The organism is Bacillus salacetis (assembly GCF_003581585.1).
In the GTDB taxonomy this organism is placed as follows: domain Bacteria; phylum Bacillota; class Bacilli; order Bacillales; family Bacillaceae_B; genus Rossellomorea; species Rossellomorea salacetis.
Window position 1 is genome coordinate 1 of sequence record NZ_QXIR01000013.1, and the last position, 17,823, is coordinate 17,823.

General features: G+C 43.1%; 17 protein-coding genes. 1 reads left to right on the forward strand and 16 read right to left on the reverse strand.

Features of this window, described 5'->3' with window-relative positions; translation table 11 throughout:
- Positions 1–112 precede the first annotated feature (112 nt).
- The 13 genes from D3H55_RS10710 to D3H55_RS10775 form a co-directional block, all read right to left on the reverse strand.
- On the reverse strand, positions 113–1,885 hold the full coding sequence (locus D3H55_RS10710) for an ATP-binding protein (protein ID WP_119546910.1): 1,773 nt from the start codon (positions 1,883–1,885) through the stop codon (positions 113–115).
- Positions 1,882–2,598, reverse strand: a complete 717-nt coding sequence (locus D3H55_RS10715; RefSeq protein ID WP_119546911.1) for a response regulator transcription factor — start codon at positions 2,596–2,598, stop codon at positions 1,882–1,884. The genes D3H55_RS10710 and D3H55_RS10715 overlap by 4 nt, the downstream gene beginning before the upstream one ends.
- A 137-nt stretch (positions 2,599–2,735) precedes the next feature.
- Positions 2,736–3,911 (reverse strand): c-type cytochrome biogenesis protein CcsB, encoded by a 1,176-nt coding sequence (gene ccsB, locus D3H55_RS10720; protein WP_119547008.1) that lies wholly within the window; start codon positions 3,909–3,911, stop codon positions 2,736–2,738.
- Positions 3,912–3,999: 88 nt separating this feature from the next.
- A complete protein-coding gene (gene resB / locus D3H55_RS10725; RefSeq protein ID WP_119546912.1) occupies positions 4,000–5,646 on the reverse strand; it encodes a cytochrome c biogenesis protein ResB in 1,647 nt (548 codons plus the stop codon).
- Positions 5,647–5,689: 43 nt separating this feature from the next.
- The gene (gene resA, locus D3H55_RS10730; RefSeq protein WP_119546913.1) at positions 5,690–6,223 is read right to left on the reverse strand and encodes a thiol-disulfide oxidoreductase ResA; all 534 of its coding nucleotides are present in this window, start codon (positions 6,221–6,223) and stop codon (positions 5,690–5,692) included.
- A gap of 173 nt (positions 6,224–6,396) precedes the next feature.
- A complete protein-coding gene (locus D3H55_RS10735) occupies positions 6,397–7,128 on the reverse strand; it encodes a pseudouridine synthase (protein ID WP_119546914.1) in 732 nt (243 codons plus the stop codon).
- Between the two features lie 877 nt (positions 7,129–8,005).
- Complete coding sequence (locus D3H55_RS10745; protein WP_168413044.1) at positions 8,006–8,467, reverse strand: nuclease-related domain-containing protein; 462 nt, start codon at positions 8,465–8,467, stop codon at positions 8,006–8,008.
- A gap of 274 nt (positions 8,468–8,741) precedes the next feature.
- Entirely contained in the window at positions 8,742–9,272 is a 531-nt protein-coding gene (locus tag D3H55_RS10750) for a spore maturation protein (RefSeq protein ID WP_119546917.1), read from the reverse strand.
- Between the two features lies 1 nt (position 9,273).
- Positions 9,274–9,867, reverse strand: coding sequence for a nucleoside recognition domain-containing protein (locus D3H55_RS10755; protein WP_119546918.1), 594 nt, complete (start codon positions 9,865–9,867; stop codon positions 9,274–9,276).
- A complete protein-coding gene (locus tag D3H55_RS10760) occupies positions 9,860–11,014 on the reverse strand; it encodes a D-alanyl-D-alanine carboxypeptidase family protein (RefSeq protein WP_119546919.1) in 1,155 nt (384 codons plus the stop codon). Before D3H55_RS10760 ends, D3H55_RS10755 begins: the two co-directional genes overlap by 8 nt.
- Before the next feature lie 228 nt (positions 11,015–11,242).
- Positions 11,243–11,734, reverse strand: coding sequence for a YpuI family protein (locus D3H55_RS10765; RefSeq protein ID WP_119546920.1), 492 nt, complete (start codon positions 11,732–11,734; stop codon positions 11,243–11,245).
- A 199-nt stretch (positions 11,735–11,933) separates the two neighbouring features.
- Complete coding sequence (gene scpB, locus D3H55_RS10770; RefSeq protein ID WP_119546921.1) at positions 11,934–12,527, reverse strand: SMC-Scp complex subunit ScpB; 594 nt, start codon at positions 12,525–12,527, stop codon at positions 11,934–11,936.
- A complete protein-coding gene (locus tag D3H55_RS10775) occupies positions 12,514–13,275 on the reverse strand; it encodes a segregation/condensation protein A (protein WP_119546922.1) in 762 nt (253 codons plus the stop codon). Before D3H55_RS10775 ends, scpB begins: the two co-directional genes overlap by 14 nt.
- 149 nt (positions 13,276–13,424) lie before the next feature.
- Between D3H55_RS10775 and D3H55_RS10780 the strand changes: the two genes are divergently transcribed.
- Complete coding sequence (locus tag D3H55_RS10780; protein ID WP_119546923.1) at positions 13,425–13,934, forward strand: DUF309 domain-containing protein; 510 nt, start codon at positions 13,425–13,427, stop codon at positions 13,932–13,934.
- A 133-nt stretch (positions 13,935–14,067) separates the two neighbouring features.
- On the opposite strand, the gene D3H55_RS10785 is transcribed toward D3H55_RS10780, so the two are convergent.
- From D3H55_RS10785 to D3H55_RS10795, 3 genes are all read right to left on the reverse strand, one after another.
- Positions 14,068–14,430, reverse strand: coding sequence for a GNAT family N-acetyltransferase (locus D3H55_RS10785; RefSeq protein ID WP_119546924.1), 363 nt, complete (start codon positions 14,428–14,430; stop codon positions 14,068–14,070).
- A gap of 535 nt (positions 14,431–14,965) precedes the next feature.
- Complete coding sequence (gene lysA / locus D3H55_RS10790; RefSeq protein WP_119546925.1) at positions 14,966–16,273, reverse strand: diaminopimelate decarboxylase; 1,308 nt, start codon at positions 16,271–16,273, stop codon at positions 14,966–14,968.
- A 74-nt stretch (positions 16,274–16,347) separates the two neighbouring features.
- Positions 16,348–17,823: a spore germination protein gene (locus tag D3H55_RS10795; RefSeq protein ID WP_119547009.1), complete on the reverse strand. Its 1,476-nt coding sequence runs from the start codon at positions 17,821–17,823 to the stop codon at positions 16,348–16,350.

Here is a 17,823-nt window from a genome sequence, read left to right on the forward strand (position 1 = left end):
TTCCCTGGGCGTTTCAGTAATGTGTGGTATTGTTTCCCGTGTAACAAGATTAATCGTCAGCAATCTCCAGCATAGAACCCTTAAACCTGCTTCCCGGTGAATTATTTGACGATTATTGAGGAAGGAAGAAGGAGAAAGTCGTTCCCTGGTCCACTTTGCTGTGAACACCGATCTGCCCATTATGGGCCTCAATGATGTTCCTCGCAATTGCAAGCCCAAGGCCCGTTCCTGACTTTCCTCGTGTTCTGGCTTTATCTGCTTTATAGAAACGTTCAAAGACAAACGGGAGGTCTTCTTCGGAAATCCCTGAACCCGAATCACTGACTTCTACCAATACCCCCGTCTTAGAAGGTTTATAGTCCACAGTGACACTTCCTGTTGCAGGAGTGTGCCTTAAAGCATTGTCAATCAAATTCGTCAGGACCTGCTCCAATCGATCCGGGTCGATATCAATAGCAGGTATCCTTTCATCAGATCCCCTTCCATTGAAGCTTAACCTGATGTTTTTCTCTTTTGCCAGGCCATGGAATTTATTCGTCACCCGTTCAAGGAATCCAGGTAAATCCGTCTTTTCTTTATTGAGGGTAATATGTCCCGCTTCCATTCGGGCCAGATCCAGAAGATCATTAACGAGCCTTCCCATGCGAAGGGATTCATCATAAATAATCCTGGCGATTTCCTTTTTCTCTTCCTCTGATCCGGCAATATCATCAACTATGGCCTCGCTGTACCCCTGAAGCATCGCAATCGGGGTCCGAAGCTCATGCGAAACATTTGCGATAAAATCCTTCCTTAACTTATCGAGCCGCCTCTCCTCGGTCATATCCCTGACTACAGCTACTGCTCCCCTGACGTACTCTTCATTATACAAAGGACTTACGATTACCACATAAGAACGTCCCTGGAGGCTCACTTCCCCCGTCTGCTCATTTTCAAGAAGGATGACCTGTTCAAGCAGTTCCCTCAAAGTGGTCGGGATTGCTTCTTGATCATTCCCCTCTTGTTCGTAGTACCATTGCTGGAGGAATCTTTCCGCGGGAGGGTTGGTAATCAAGATTGTCCCATCCCGGTTAAACGTGATGACCCCGTCTGCCATACTGCTCAATATACTGGATAACTGCTCTTTTTCCTGACTGAGGGCATGAAGGTTGAAGTTCAATTGTTTTCCCATTTGATTGAATGCGGTTGCCAATTCACCAATTTCATCATGGGTAAGTATCGGTACCTTTGTATCAAACCTTCCCCTGGCAACTTCAAAAGCAGCCTCCCGCATTTTTCGAAGCGGAGCTGTAATACGAGTAGACAGGAAAAACGCAAAGATGGTTGTCAGGATGATGGCAATCCCTGCAGCCAGCAAAATCAATTTTGTGGTCTGCCTCGTCGTTTCTTTTATTTCTTCCAAAGATTGAAAAATCACGACCGCTCCCGATGTTTCGCCAATTTGGACAGGGGCGCCGACAACCACGATATTTTGATACAAATCCGAAACATGCTCACCGTTTAAGTGGAGTTCCTTGACGAATGGCTTCTCCTGCCTGAAGACAGCCGTCACTTCTTTTTCATCGAGGATCTCCTGGATGAGAAGCTGATGACCGGCTGAAATGTCTTCAGCATAGTACAACTTGTTCCTGTTCTCAGCAATGATTAAGTTGTGGGGATCATCCACTATTTCTTTGGATATCTGAAGCCCCATACTTAAGTCCTGATGGTTTTCAACAACAGAGGCAATCTTTTCTGCAGTATCAGACAAATCATTCTCGACTTGCTCCAAATGATAGTTTTGAAAGAATTCAAGCTGTAAAATCGTCAGGATGAATAGGACGAATGCAACTAAAAGAAGAATGGTGATCCATAGTTTACCTACAACACTGCGCCAGAGCCTCATTCATTATTAACCTCAAACTTATAGCCTACTCCCCATACTGTCACAATCATCTTGGCAGCCTGTTCGGATACCTTATTCAGCTTTTCGCGAAGCCTCTTGACATGTGTGTCCACTGTTCTTAGGTCACCGAAGAAATCATAGTGCCATACCTCTTTCAACAGATGCTCGCGGTCAAAGACTTTATCAGGAGCTTTTGACAAAAAGTAAAGCAATTCATATTCCTTCGGAGTAAGATTGACATCCTTTCCGTCCGCTGTGACCCTGTGAGCATCATTATCAATCGTCAGGTGAGGATACACAATCATATCCTTTGCCTTGGTGTCTGTATGTATATAGCTGGTCTTGGAAGACCTTCTTAAGAGAGCTTTCACCCTTAGGACCACTTCCCGCGGGGAAAACGGTTTCACAATATAGTCGTCAGTCCCCACTTCGAATCCTTGAACACGATTAGCTTCCTCACCTTTGGCTGTCAGCATGATGACAGGCGTCGACTTTTTCTCCCGAAGCTCTTTACAGACTTCAATCCCGTCCATTCCCGGCATCATAAGATCAAGAAGGATACAGTCATATTCGTTGTTCAACGCTAATTCAAGTGCACTCTCGCCGTCTTCAGCTTCTTCTATGACATAGTTTTCCCTCTCAAGATACATTCTCAAAAGCTTCCTGATTCGGTCTTCATCATCAACTATAAGAACTTTTACGTCCTGATCCATGTTTTTATCCCCCTTTGGATATGGTTAAATCTGTACTTACTCCCTATTTTAATAGAAAAAAGCCTCCACTAAAAGCGGAGGAAACATCTTTTTCAGAAAGGAAGCAATCCTTTCATTGATTGCTTCCTTCAATACTATCAAGCGTAGGAATGAAGCCCTGCAATAATCAAGTTGACAGCGACAAGATTGAACATGATGATAATGAAACCTATCACTGCAAGCCAGGCAGACTTTTCCCCATGCCATCCTTTTGAGAGGCGGAAATGCAGGAATGCTGCATAAAATAAGAACGTAATAAGCGCCCATACTTCTTTGGGATCCCAGCCCCAGAAGCGGCTCCACGCTATCTGTGCCCATATCATGGCAAAGATCAAACCGCCTAATGTGAATACCGGAAAGCCGATCAGTACAGAGCGGTATCCGATTTCATCCATAAGATCAAGATTGACATTATTCATGTACTTTTGAATCCACAGGCTGATTTTCTTCCTGGCTATCAGACGCAAGAGCCAATAAATCCCTGTCCCTATGATAAATGACCAAAGCACTGTATTCAGTTTATGTGCATTGATGAATGCAGGCATTTCGACAGAAGATTCCATTTTATCTGCTGTCAGCAACTCCGCCTCATGTGGAACTACAAGAGCAGGCATTGAATACTCTTCCACTGCTTCCTGCCCGGCTTGATTGACATATTGAAATTCCGAGCTGTAACCCATGAGAGTGAAAGTGGTTGATGCAGCGATGAATCCGACAACAACAATCAAGCCATACATCACACTTTCAAGCCAGAAGGATTGTTTCTTATCCTGGGCATGGTTGACTTTTTTCAGGAGATATATCAATCCGGCTACAAAGCTGATGGCCAGAATCGCTTCTCCTGCTGAAACAGTCGTTACGTGGATTTTCAGCCAGTCACTTTGAAGTGCAGGAATAAGCGGGCTTACCTCCCGGGGGAACATGCTCGCATATGCAATGACCAATAGGGCGATAGGCAATGCGAAAAGACCCAGAATCGTTGATTGATACAGAAAATAGATAATTATGAACGCTCCGACGAGCATCATCCCAAAGAACGTTGTAAATTCGAACAAGTTGCTTACAGGCGCATGGCCCGCAGCAATCCACCGGGTGAAAAAGTATCCCAGCTGAGCTGCAAATCCAATCAAAGTAAGGCCCATACCGATCCGTCCCCAGCGGTTCACACCTTTTTGATCATTCCTTTTATCACGGATGGAACCCCCGAAGAAAAGAGTTGCAATAAGGTAAAGAATAAAGGCAATGTATAATAAAGTACTGCTCCATTGTGCCAAATCCGTCACAGGAAATCCTCCTTTTTCATATGGCCACGGTGAAAAACTTTCAGCCTTTCACCATGGCCAAACTATATTTCTAAACTCATTATACTTCATTTACTTTTGTGTTTTTTACTTCCTTCTGCTGCTGATCCAGTGGTTCGTTAATACCGGTACCTTCCAGCACGATATTGATTTCTTTTTTTAATCCATGCCAGTTTTTGTTGGTGTGACCTGCTACAATCAAGCCTCCGTCTGATTTCCTGACCCAGATCCTTCGGTGATTCCAGTACGCACCCTGGACGACCCCGATCATAAAGATGGCACCGCCGATGCCGATTACCCACAGAGTCAGATCTTTTCTGACTGTCAGTGCGGAAACATCACGTGTATCCAATCCGGCGAAATTCATTTTATAAACATTTTCGCCGAGCGGCTCAAGGTTTTGCTGGATTCCGACAAAACTGATTTCACCGTCAGGTTTTTCAGGTGAGAACATTTTGAAGAGGAAAGCGGGATTGTTTGGGAGCGGGGATTCAGTTTGCGGTTCCCCTTTATCATCAAAGCCCGAAAAATCAGGGTAATACCCCATTAATTCCACCTTGCGTCCATCTTCCAATTCATACATTCCCTGCGGATCGAATAAGTCCACTGTAAACTTCCCAAACTCTTCATTTGTAGTCTTGTTTGAAAGAGTAAATGACATTGCCTTAAACTCATCCAATTGATAACTTGTCTGATAGATTGCATAGGAACCGAATTTCAAAGGCTGGTTGACCTGAATTGCTTTCTCTTTTTCTTCTTTCATTTCGGCCTTTTCACCGGCAACATCAGATTGCTCAGCACGGTAAAGAACAGCATCAGTCTGATAATTCTTGGCAATGACGCCATTTTTATCAATAGCTTCATTGAATACTTCTTTATCACTATTCTTATCATAGTTTTCGAGAGTAAACTCTTTGTTCTGCAGATAATATTCTTTATTAGTTCCTGGAATCGGCTTTGTTTCCCCTTCCCTTATCCACAGGACTTTATCCACATACATGCCTGGGACAAAACGAAGCATGGCACCAATCAAGAAGATAATCAACCCTACGTGGTTGACGTAAGGGCCCCACCTGGAAAATCTTCCTTTTTCCGCCAGGAGGTTGCCGTCTTCTTCTCGGACTTTGTATCTCTTCGATTCCATTTTCTTTTTGATTTCCTGCAGTTTCCCATCAGGGTTTTCCAGATCCGTCTCACTGAACAGCCTCTGCCTTTTCAGGAACCCTGCATGCCTTGAAACTTTTTGTTTCTTCAATGCCCGGTACAATGGAATGACCCTGTCCAGACTGCATATTACAAGTGAGATACCGATAGATGCAATCATCAACAGGAACCACCAGGAACCATAAAGATTATGGAAGCCAAGAGTATAATACAGTTCACCAAACCACCCATACACTTCCGCATAGTATTGTTCCGGAGGCATTGTATTTGGTATGTACATTTCCTGCGGAAGGATCGTCCCTACTGCCGAAGCTATCAAGGTAATCAATATCAGCCAGATTCCAACCTTCACGGATGAAAAGAAGTTCCAGATCTTATCGATTACTGACTTGTTGTAAGTTTGGGAACGCCTGGCGCTACCTTCGTATCTCATATCATGGAGCTTGTCTTTTTTTGCTTCTTCCGTCAAAGCCCTTCCACAAGATTCACAAAGGATCGTTCCATGCGGATTCACATGCCCACATTCACATTTAATTTCCTTCATGCTAAAACTCCTCATTCTTCAGGCCGGAGTTCCCGGCCGACTGTTAATTAGGTTTAATGCTTTCCATGTGCTGCTTAATATCAGCTTCCGTCATTTCCCCTGTCAGGATTCTCTCAATCTTGCCGTCCGGATTGATAAGAAGTGTGGTTGGCAGCGGCTTTATACCATAAGCATTCTGCACATCCCTCTCTGAATCCACTACCACTGGGAATGTAAGATTATGTTCCTCGATGAATTTGTTCACTTGAAAATCGGATTCGCCCACATTAACAGCTAAAACCTGAACTCCTTCATCTTTGAAGGCCTGGTACTGATTTTCCATATACGGCATCTCTTTTTCACAAGGCTTGCACCAAGTCCCCCAGAAGTTAAGGAAAACTCCCTGGCCTTTGTAGTCCGATAACCGGTGGCTGTTGCCTTCCATATCCTGAAGCACAAAATCAGGAGCCTGGTCCCCAGCTTTAAGGACTCCTCTCTCATCCTTCGTGAAATTTGCATATAAGGTATAAATGACTGCTGCAGCCAGTACAACCAATATGATTGTACGGATAAGCAAGCGGCGTTTCTTTTTATCCATCTTCCTTATTGCCTCCTTGCATGTAACAGTTTTTGCTGCAAACGAAAGGGGACAATGTGATTGTCCCTTTTGTTTGTGATGATATATTCCCATCTATTATAACATTTTTGTTTTTTTCTTCAGGACCTGATTATGAATGAAGTGTGACACTTTTCTCTTTCAGGTCAGGCAGTCTATAACAGGTTTCCTGTTTCAGCGAGTGCTCTCAGCTGTTTCACTTCATGTGGAGTCAACTCTCTTGAATCACCTGCATTCAGCCCATGCAGATCCAAAAACGCAAATCTTTCGCGCTTCAGCTTTTGAACCTGATATCCGATGGCTTCAAACATTCTTTTCACTTGTCTGTTCCTGCCTTCATGAATGGTGATTTCCACTATCGCCTTATCTTGTTTTTTCTCTATTTTCAAGGTCTTCACTTTTGCCGGAGCTGTTTTTCCATCTTCAAGCATAATGCCTTTTTCCAGTTCATTCAGTTTGAATTTCGGGGGGATCCCTTTAAGTCTGGCAACGTAGGTCTTGTCTATATTGTAGCTTGGATGGGTCAAAAGGTTCGCAAATTCACCGTCATTTGTCAGGAGGATCAATCCTGATGTGTCATAGTCCAGCCTTCCAACCGGGTAAATCCGCTCTTGGATATGAGGGAAGAAATCAGTTACAACTTTGCGGTCTTTATCATCTGTAACCGCTGAGATGACCCCTCTTGGTTTATAAAGGAGATAATATACTTTGTTTTCTCTTTCGATCTGGATCCCGTTCACTTCGATTTTGTCTGATCCTGATACTTTGGTTCCCAGCTCTTTTTCTGTTTTTCCATTCACTTTCACTTTCCCTTCCAGAATCAGCTCTTCAGCCTTCCTTCTAGAAGCTACGCCGGCATGGGCGATGACTTTTTGTAAACGTTCCATTTGTTTTCACCTCTTATAATAATTCCGTGTTTTTGCTGATTCACGCTTTTAGCTGCACGACTCCCGGGATTTACACAGGGGCACACAGCTTACGCTCACAGCACCTTTTCATTCGAATATGATTTATATTGATATAAGTTCATGAGTATAAACATTCGGCTGAAATTCCTTCACATGAATGAATTATTACATATAAGCTATAAAATGCAAAGGGATTGTCCTTTATTAGTATTGGTAATGCAGGGGTTTTTAAACTGTGGTGCTGGCAGCTTTGTAATTACCTTTATGTTTTCAAAGAAAAGAGGACGAAATCGAAAATGATTTCATCCTTCATTTTTTAAGTTTCTTTTATTTGGCTGGGGAAATCTTGTTAATTTTAAATTGATATACAGATCCCCTTTTGCTTCCTTCCATCTCTAGATCCATTTCCGCAAGAAGATTGCCCGCCACTATGAGTGAGGTTATTTGAAGAAACTCTCTTGCCTTACTATTTGTGATGGTCGGACCTAAGAGAAGGAAATATTCATGGAGGGCTTGGAGGTGAGCGCGTTTGGAGGTAATTTTACAGGTTGGACAAAGCCATTTGCCTCTTTCTCTTTTCATAGGGATGAATGAGCATCCAGGACATTTGACCCCATTTTCACCTCCTTTGCGGTTATTCCGTAAATCGTAAGAATGTCAGGAATATGCGTTTTATGCTGCTTTTGAAGCTGCCTTCCCAATCTCTTGATTATTTTGTTGTCGATTAATGATTGGACTGGTGATGACCTCTCCAGCTTTTCAAGTTTGGAGAGTATTTGGTTGGCGTGGCAAACAGTCTGAAAAAGATTTGAGTCATTGGAGGTTGATTTAATAATCGTGGATGGATTGCTGAAGACTACAAAATATTCAATGGGAGAGGCAGGGGGAAATTATTATTCTTAGACAGCCACTTGATAAGTTGAAATCGTTGACGGCGCACTTGAGTGATTGGATTTTCAAAGCCTGTTTCAACATCATCTTTTAATCGGACGAGCTGATTGAACGGATCTCCGAATACAACAGTGCCAGATATGTTTTTGACTTCAAGAAGAATGATTCGTTTAGGGGAAATCAGGAGAATATCCAATTGGAAGTGCACATCTTTAGGTGGAAGTCTGAGGCTGTGAAAAATATGGTACTCTTTTTCTGATAAAAAGCTTAGATAGTAATCAACGGAGCATTCGCCTTTGTAGCCGGCTGCCCTTTTTGATAAATCTTCCTGAATAAGCTCTCTTTTCGGATGACAGGGATCCAGCCTACCCAAAAGCGCCTCATTTTGTTGAATTCTGACAGGGACTGATCTCTTTTTTACAATCAATCTATCACTCCTTTCCTTACTTGTACTGAAAATTCTTACAAAAACATCAAAAATCCTGCTTAAAAGGGACTAGTTTTCCAACGAAAAATGGTTATGCATCTAACTTCACACTTATGCACCAAAACCATAATAACACCCCGGGGATTATCGAATCGGGGCGTTATTAGTTCAATTGGGAGTGCGCTGAAGCACTGTGATACGTTAAAGTAACAGGGGACTGTCCCCCGCCGCGGTGATGCGTTAAAGCAACATACAAACATACAATCGCGTACATTCATCTAAACATCAATGTGACGATCACAATGGCGGCTGCTATGCCGATCAGGTCTGCAAGCAGGCCAACCTTCAGGGCATCACCCATCTTCTTGATACCTACTGCACCAAAGTAAACAGTCAACACATAGAAGGTGGTATCGGTGCTGCCCTGCAGGACTGAAGCGAGCCTGCCTATGAAGGAGTCGGGGCCGTGAGTCGCAAGTAAGTCGCTTACCATACCAAGTGCTGCCGTGCCGGATATCGGCCTGATGATGGCCAGGGGAACTATGTCCGCTGGAATTCCCATCGCGTTCAGCATCGGTTCAATTAAAGATACAAAGAACTCTAAAGCTCCTGAAGCTCTGAAGACTGTGATGGCCACCAGCATTCCTATCAAGAAGGGGATAATCGAAATGGCGATCTTGATTCCTTCTTTTCCGCCGTCCACGAAGCTTTCATACGTAGGCACTTTCTTGAATGTTCCGTATAAAAGTATGACTCCGATCAGCATCGGAATCAGCCATAACGAAATAGTCGATATTATCTGCATATCATTTCACTCCATTGCGGATTCTTCTGCGGTAAAAATAGCGGTCAATCATGATTGCCCCTATTGTGGATAGAAACGTCGCGACCAGAGTCGGACCGACAATTTCGGTAGGCGAGGCAGATTCATAGTTCATTCGAATGGCAATCACGGTCGTGGGGATGATGGTTAAACTTGACGTATTGATGGCAAGGAAGGTGATCATCGACCGGCTTGCATAATCCCTGCCTCCATTTAATTCTTTAAGTTGTTCCATGGCTTTTATTCCCAAAGGGGTTGCCGCATTTCCCAGTCCGAACATGTTGGCCATCATATTGGAAAGAATATAGCCCATCGCTGGATGATCCGCAGGAACTTCCGGGAATAATCTTTTGACAATCGGACGAAACAAGTATGAGAGCTTATCCAAAAGGCCGGAATCCTGGGCGATCCTCATGATTCCCAGCCAGAAAACCAGGATGCTGATAAGGCCGATACAAAGAGTTACTGCTTCATTAGCTGATTGGAAGATTGCTTCATTCACTTCCTGCATCTTCCCGTTGACCGCTGCAAAGATCAACCCAATGATTGTCATGGCGACCCAGATATAATTAACCATCCGTTTTCACTCCGAGAACAGTAATGAAAGACTGTTTCCAGAACATCCACCAGCTTTTTTTCTCTTTCACCTTGACCTGACTGTAATACAGAGGTACAGCATCTGCTTGCTCACCGCCCATATAAATCACTGCCTTCCCCACCACTTCCGGGACTACAGCGTCCTTCCAGGATTCTTTTGGTTTCAGGAGCTTATACTCAACCCTTACCGTCTCAATCTCCTCTTTTTTCAATGCCAGCAGCACGTCTCTTTTGATATATATCTTATTTTCATAAAAAGGGTCCTTTATATCATCAACCTTGCCTTCGGATACCGCGATTACAGTATCAAAGTTTTTAAATCCATACTCGAACATCTGAATATGATCATTCCAGTCATCCGGTCCATTCAGGGTAACAGCAATCAGGTTTTGTCCCCCTTTTGTAGCTGTGGTGACCAAGGTCCTTTTCGCCCTTTTGGTATATCCTGTTTTACCTCCTGTGCAGTACTTATATAATTCTGTCAGGAGCCTGTTTTTGTTTTTCCATTTTCTGTCCCAGTCATTTTCAGGGTCAGGTGATGTATGGACTTTGGTGCCCGCCACCTCCCTGTACTTTTCATTTTGCATAGCATACCTTGTCAGGATGGCCATATCGTAAGCAGATGAATAATGGTCTTCGTGGTCATCCAGGCCGTGGGGATTGGAGAAGTGGGTATTTTTCATTCCGATTTCTTCAGCTTTCTTGTTCATTAAGTAAACAAAACCATCCAGACTTCCGCCTACATGCTCTGCAATCGCAACAGCAGAATCATTTCCTGACCTGAGCATCAATCCGAAGACCAGGTCCTCCAGCTTAATCTTTTCACCTGGCTTTAAATAAATTGACGACCCTTCCGCTCTTACCGCATTATCACTGACTTTCACCGTTTCATCCAGCTTGCCTGACTCAATGGCCAGGATCGCTGTCATGATCTTTGTGATGCTTGCAATCCTGCTTTGGGTGTTTGCGTCTTTCTCATATAAGATTCTTCCTGTATCCTGATCTATGACAATGGCCTTCTGAGCACTGACTGAAGGAGCCGCTTCGGCTGTTCCGTTAAAAGAAGAAAAAATAATGGATAATATGAAAACCGTACATATGTAGGCCTGGATTCTCCTCTTCTTCATAGACATCTACTTCCTTTCCTTGTCCAAAACTGTTTGTACAAGTCTATGCTTAAGAGGAGTAAATATGATTCCTTCTTCAAAGACAAAAGCGGTGGCGAATAGATCAAATACAACCATATTGGGAAGCCGGGCAGTCACTCAAGATGGGGATATGAACCTTCAAATCCCTGATGCTGCTGCAATAAAAAAAACAGCAAGCACCTGCGGCACTTGCTGTTTCAGAATTATTCATCCACGTGACTGTGTAATTTTCGTCCGGAAGTCTGTTTCATAATATTCTAGTTCTTCCCTCGTCTGCTGGAAGTCCCCTTCAGCTGCTGTCATCAGATTTACAATGCTTTCAGGGAGTTCTTGCCGGAACATGATTGAATTCCTTCCAGTATAGGCTGATCTGCTGTCTTCATACCATAAATCGTATCTTGGCGAAAAGAATTCTTCTATGCATTGATGATAAATCCTGTATAGAGTTTTCTCCGCAGCCCTTTTAATGAATGGCTCGTTTTGCAAAACGATATGACATGAATCCAGGCCTTCCTCACAATGCACAAGAAGCCTTCTCATATTGGAGAGAATCCCTTCGTAGTAAGCCCTATCCCCATGTTTTTCCTTCAGCAGCATTTCAATTGTCACATTATTAAGGTAGTCTTCAAGATTCGCAACTGTCTTTTCAAGGAAAGTATGTACTTCTTCAACTTGTGATTTGACGATAGGATTGCTCATAAAATCCCTCCATATCATGCATTTGGTAGTAAAAAATTCAGTTACACTGTTTCCTTTTCCATTCTATGACGATAAATCCTTTCAATTCCTGTGCAGGTATAAAGTTTCGAACTTTCAGAAAATGAAATTCAGGGAAAAGCTGATTTGAAGAAGCAAGCACCGTCTCCTTGGATCAGCTTGTATTAATAGTACCATAATGTCAGGACTGAGAATCGAGAGTTTCCTGAAATTTTTCAAAAAATAAATCTGCATCTTCCGACATGAACTCTTCGTCGATGTTTTCCGGAAGCGGAGGGAGTTCACTGATGTCTTTCAATCCAAAGTAATCCAGAAATTCTTTAGTTGTGCCATACAAGATGGCACGGCCTGTTCGTTCTGCTCTTCCAACAGCTTTGATGAGTCCTTTGGCAGTAAGGGTGCTCAGAGGCCTCTCGGTTTTCACACCTCTTATTTCCTCTATATCGACTCTGGTAATCGGCTGTTTATAGGCTACAATAGCAAGAGTCTCGAGAGCAGCCTGTGAAAGAGAGTTAACGTTCGGAGATTCAACAAGTTTTTTTAAGTAAGGTGCGTGTTCCTTTTTGGTAACAAGCTGATATGTTCCAGCAAGTTCAGTAAGGATTATCCCCCTGCTTTCATCCTTGTTATACTCTGTGAAGAGTCCCTCTATGATTTCCAGCGCCTGATGCTCTTCGACTTCAAGAACAGCGCAGATCTGTTTTAGGGAAAGCCCCTCATCCCCCGCAGCGAAAAGCAGGCTTTCCAATATTCCCTTCCAATTAATGATTCCCAACAAGTTCAGCCTCCTCTGCTGACTGCACAGTAAAGTCGTCAAAGTTCTGTTCCTGCCTTACCACGATCTGTTTCCTTTTCATAAGCTCCAGGACAGCAAGGAAAGTGACCACGATATGTTCCCTGTCCTCATACGGAAACAAAGAAAAGAATTTTTGTTTCTTTCGTGAACCCTTCAGATGGACCAGGATTTCATCCATTCTTTTTTCAATCGGAATTTCCTGCCGTGATATCTTTGTGGTTACAGGTTTTTGTAATTTCTTTCGACGAAGCAGCTTGTTAAAGGCACCGAGCATATCATAGATGGTTATATCCTGATCCAGCCTGCCTGCTGTACTCTCATCCGCAAATTGTGATAAATCACTTGGCGGCTTCGTATACATTTGACCCCTTTCTTCTTCCCGGGTCTTCAGTTCTTCTGCCGCTTCTTTATACTTTTTATATTCTATCAACCGATCAACCAGCTCATCACGTGGATCATCTTCTATTTCAAAATCATCTTCATTGTCCATTTCTTCATGTTTTGGCAGAAGCATCTTGCTTTTGATTGCCAGCAGCGTTGCCGCCATCACAAGATACTCACTTGCGACGTCCAGTTCCAATTCTTTCATCGTATGTATATATAATAAATACTGTTCTGTGATTTGCGCCATCGGAATGTCATAAATATCAATTTCCAATGAATGAATCAGATGCAACAACAGATCCAAAGGACCTTCGAAGGCATCAATTTTAACATTATACTCCATAATACCACCAATTCTATAAAAAACGCATTTTTAGACTAACTATTAGTATAGTGGATTATAGGATATTCTCCAAGAGTAAATTTAGTATTACTATTTTCTTAACAGCGAATGGATATGATAAAATCAGCTGAAGAAGGGGTGCGATTCTTATGAACTATCCAAAGGAATATTTAGATTATCTCATTCATTTCCATTGCGACAGGGATTACTTTGAATGCCATGAAGTTCTGGAGGAATATTGGAAGAAAACTGATCCAGGCAACAGGGATTCTGTCTGGGTCGGGCTGATTCAGGTCGCGGTGGGTTTCTATCATTTCCGGAGACAAAACAGGACCGGTGCTGCCAGGATGATGCAGAAAGGATGGGCAAATCTCAAACACCATAAACGCTCACTCCAAGAACTCGGAATTGACCCGTCAAGGCTGCAGAAGATCATGGAACAAACCATTGAAAACATAATCTCCGGAGAAAGGTATATAAGTATCCGGCTCCCGGTAAGTAATGAACTAAAGCAAATGCTTCAAGCAAAATGCGGGGAATCCAGTTCCAACCAAAGAGTTCCTGCATCAATCATCCATCGCCATTCCCGGCGTGACCGCACGGAAGTGATCAGGGAACGCGAAAAAGCACTCCTTATGAGAAAAAAACAAAAAGACTGACAAGTTTGTATGTCAGTCTTTTGCAGTGCATTCATATACTTTGCCGCAACCTGTAATAATAATCCCTTATAAATGCCGGATTCAGCGGTCTTTGCATAATTGATTTTAAATTACAGAGTCCAAAAACTCCGATTTATATATCCAATTCTTTGTTATTTAAATCACATTTCTCGAAAAATGCAGCGGTATTTTCATTCGGTTTAAGCATCTTGTTGGAATAGATATCGCTCAGCGTACGGAGCATGGCTTTTCCTATCCCCTCATGCCGGTGAGAAGGATTGACAGAAATATGCCTTACTTCAATTGCTTCCTCCCCGATGACAACACCGATCAAGCCCACTATATCCTCGTCTTTCCACAGAAATAACTGCCAGTCATTTTCCTGCTCATAATTCAGCATCGTCTGCTGCAGCTTTTTCAAATCTTTTTCCTGCGGCATAAAAGACAGCAAGCCCATTGCAATTTTCTCAAAAGCTTTTTTGTAACGTATAAGCATAAAAGACCCCTCGTTATAATTTATGCATCCTCTGCACAAAGTTTATTCATTCCGTGATCATCTTAACCGTTTATATCTTACTAAAATTAAGCAAAAGATTCAACATTATTCGCATGGATGAGCCGGCAGTGGCATTTCATCAACTTGCGAAAAACATCCAATAAACTACTCCCCAACCCATCGAAAGGATCAGGAGCAGGATGAATAATAGTATATTTTTCTTCCTCATCATTCGTGCAGCTCCTTTGGTACATACTCTATAAAATGGGATTTTGCTCCATAAAATATAGTTATTTTTTGCTTCAGTAGGTCACCCTCCGGTTCATAAATCAATTAATCATACCTCGAAATAATTGATGGTTTCGGAAAAATCCCCGAGCCGGATATTTCTTCTGATAAACAACGTCTTTTTTCTTTCCTGCTTACAGGGGTTTTTATCATGAATAGCAAGTGAAATAGTATCAGCAGCAGCGAAGGTTACGAAAAGAACCTAAAAAAAGAGACTGACATGGGCGTCAGCCTCTACTATAATGTATTAATCTATAAGGGACAAGTCCAGTTTAACAAGGTCTTCAAAACTTTCTCTTCTGACGACAAGCTTTGCATGGCCATTTTCCACAAAAACCACCGGCGGTCTTGGGATTCTGTTATAATTATTTGCCATGGAATAACCATATGCCCCTGTACAGAAAACTGCCAGAAGATCCCCTTGTGCCGATTCAGGCAGCGGCAGGTCCCAAATCAACATATCCCCGGACTCGCAGCATTTTCCGGCAATGGAGACCGTTTCTTGGATAGGTTGTCCAGCTTTATTTGCAAGGATGGCTTCATACTTAGCTTCATAAAGCGCAGGACGGATGTTATCACTCATCCCTCCATCTACTGCAAGGTATTTCCTGATATTCGGCACCTCTTTACTTGAACCGACACTGTACAAAGTCGTTCCAGCATCACCGACTAAAGAGCGGCCTGGCTCAATCCATATTTCAGGCATCCCCAGATTAAATTCTTCTGCCTTCTTCTGCACTTCTGAAATAATTTCCTCCACATATCGAGAAGCAGGGATCGGATCATCTTCACCCGTGTACCTTATCCCGAAGCCTCCACCAAGGTTCAATACCTCAGCGGTGTAGTCATGTTGAACCTTCCATTCTGAAAGCTTCCCGATGATTTTGCTCGCAGCCAGAACGAATCCGGTCGTTTCAAAGATTTGGGACCCGATATGACAGTGCAATCCCAGGACATTTATATGTGAAGATTTAATGGCTCTCAATAAAGCTTCCTCTGCCTGGCCGTTTTCCAGACCGAAACCAAATTTAGAGTCCTCTTGTCCTGTCAGGATATAGTCATGGGTATGAGCTTCGATTCCCGGCGTCACCCTGATCAGGACATCTATGCTTTGGTCCATATCACGGCATACTGTTTCAAGGAGCTGCAATTCATGGAAGTTGTCAACCACAATACAGCCTACTTTGTGTTCCAAAGCCATTCTCAGCTCTTCTTCACTTTTATTATTCCCGTGAAAATGAATCCGCTCAGCAGGGAATCCTGCTTTCATCGCTGTGAATAGCTCCCCCCCTGAGACTACATCCAAGGACAATCCTTCTTCATTCATAAGCTGAAAAACGGCAACCGATGAAAAAGCTTTACTCGCATATGCAACTTGAGCCTTGATTCCCATTTTCTCAAATGTATTCTTAAAGCCCCTGGCCCGCTCCCTGATTAATCCAACATCATAAATATAAAGCGGCGTTCCGAATTCTTTTGCCAATTCAATTGTATCTACCCCGCCAATTTCGAGGTGATCAAGGCTGTTTATTTTTGCTGTTCCATTTAAGTGCATTCTTCTCATCCCTTTTACTTTATCGCTTTAGTAATTAAAAGTAAATTTATCACAGAATGAAAGGTGTTGCAATCTTAACGGGACTTTGCAGGCTGCTTATATTTATTCCTCGGCTGTACGATACTCGGCCTTATTTTCGACCCGGGCACCGCCCTCCTGATGATGATCTGCATAAAGGCCTTTGGACTGAAAGGCAAGAAAGGCCATAAATACGGAGTGTTCAGTGAACGTATATGAATCAGGAAAAGGAGGAATACAGTGGCTCCAACCATCAGTCCGGGAACATGGAACAACGCGACTACAATCAATAAAGCGAGCCGGAAAAGTTTGTTGGCTACGCTCAGTTCGTAGCTTGGTGTCGAAAAGGTTCCTATCGCGGCCACTGCGACATATAAGATGACTTCTGGTACAAACATTCCCACATCAATCGCAATCTGACCGATGAGAACTGCTGCAATCAACCCCATTGCTGTTGAGAGCGGTGTCGGAGTATGAATTGCGGCAATCCTCAGAAATTCAATTCCCATGTCAGCAATCAGCAGCTGTGCTATTACGGGAATATTGGTTTCTTCATTCGGTCCTATGAACTCAAGAGGCTCGGGGAGAAGAGATGGATCCATCACAAATAAGTACCATAAAGGCAGAAGGAACAAACTGGCAAGAAGTCCGATAAATCTGGCCCACCTGACAAATGTACCAACCGCTGGCGATTGTCTGTACTCTTCAGCATGCTGCAGGTGATGGAAGAACGTAGTTGGAGTGATGATCACGCTTGGAGACGTATCAACAAAGATGAGTACATGCCCCTCCAGAAGGTGGGTGGCTCCGATATCCGCCCTTTCTGTATACCTTACCAGCGGATATGGATTGTATCCCTGCTTCACGAGGAACTCCTCTATCGTTTTATCAGCCATTGTTAAACCGTCAATTTTGATATTCTTCAATTCCTGTTTGATTACTTTGATCAGCGAGGGATTCGCAACATCTTCAATGTAAGCAATAGAGATATCCGTCTTGGACCGTTCTCCTATCCTGAATATCTCGAACCTCAGTCTGGGGTCTCTTATCCTTCTTCTCGTCAAAGCCGTATTGACAATGATATTTTCAACATAGCCATCACGGGAACCCCTTACAACTTTTTCTGTATCAGGTTCTTCCGGCTGCCTGCCAGGATAACTCCTTACATCGACAATCAACGCTTCCTGTTCGCCTTCTACTACAAAAGCGACCAGTCCGGATAATACTTCATCCACCATTTCCTCCACTGTTTTCATAGGCTCGACTGATTGGTGCGGAATCCGGTTGTGGATGATTTCGTATAGCTTTGATGACATTCGTTCATGATCGTTGACTTCAACGAGATCCTCTACTATTCTCATCAAGAACTGAGTGTCGCATAAGCCGTTGATATAATATAGATGGACATCCTTCTTAAGGATTTTCAATTTCCTGACTCCAAGGTCAAAACTCTTGTTCAACCCTGTAGTTTCTATCATCAGTTGTTCCAGTTTTCCAAGGTCTTCAGGGATAGGAGTTTTTTCTCTTTTCAT

Coding starts and splice junctions, on each gene's coding strand:
- D3H55_RS10715 (WP_119546911.1), bottom strand. CDS start 2,598: ATGGATCAGGACGTAAAAGTTCTTATAGTTGATGATGAAGACCGAATC.
- D3H55_RS10795 (WP_119547009.1), bottom strand. CDS start 17,823: ATGAAAAGAGAAAAAACTCCTATCCCTGAAGACCTTGGAAAACTGGAA.
- D3H55_RS10775 (WP_119546922.1), bottom strand. CDS start 13,275: ATGGAGTATAATGTTAAAATTGATGCCTTCGAAGGTCCTTTGGATCTG.
- resB (WP_119546912.1), bottom strand. CDS start 5,646: ATGAAGGAAATTAAATGTGAATGTGGGCATGTGAATCCGCATGGAACG.
- D3H55_RS10735 (WP_119546914.1), bottom strand. CDS start 7,128: ATGGAACGTTTACAAAAAGTCATCGCCCATGCCGGCGTAGCTTCTAGA.
- D3H55_RS10765 (WP_119546920.1), bottom strand. CDS start 11,734: ATGAGCAATCCTATCGTCAAATCACAAGTTGAAGAAGTACATACTTTC.
- resA (WP_119546913.1), bottom strand. CDS start 6,223: ATGGATAAAAAGAAACGCCGCTTGCTTATCCGTACAATCATATTGGTT.
- D3H55_RS10780 (WP_119546923.1), top strand. CDS start 13,425: ATGAACTATCCAAAGGAATATTTAGATTATCTCATTCATTTCCATTGC.
- D3H55_RS10710 (WP_119546910.1), bottom strand. CDS start 1,885: ATGAGGCTCTGGCGCAGTGTTGTAGGTAAACTATGGATCACCATTCTT.
- lysA (WP_119546925.1), bottom strand. CDS start 16,273: ATGCACTTAAATGGAACAGCAAAAATAAACAGCCTTGATCACCTCGAA.
- D3H55_RS10760 (WP_119546919.1), bottom strand. CDS start 11,014: ATGAAGAAGAGGAGAATCCAGGCCTACATATGTACGGTTTTCATATTA.
- D3H55_RS10750 (WP_119546917.1), bottom strand. CDS start 9,272: ATGCAGATAATATCGACTATTTCGTTATGGCTGATTCCGATGCTGATC.
- D3H55_RS10785 (WP_119546924.1), bottom strand. CDS start 14,430: ATGCTTATACGTTACAAAAAAGCTTTTGAGAAAATTGCAATGGGCTTG.
- D3H55_RS10755 (WP_119546918.1), bottom strand. CDS start 9,867: ATGGTTAATTATATCTGGGTCGCCATGACAATCATTGGGTTGATCTTT.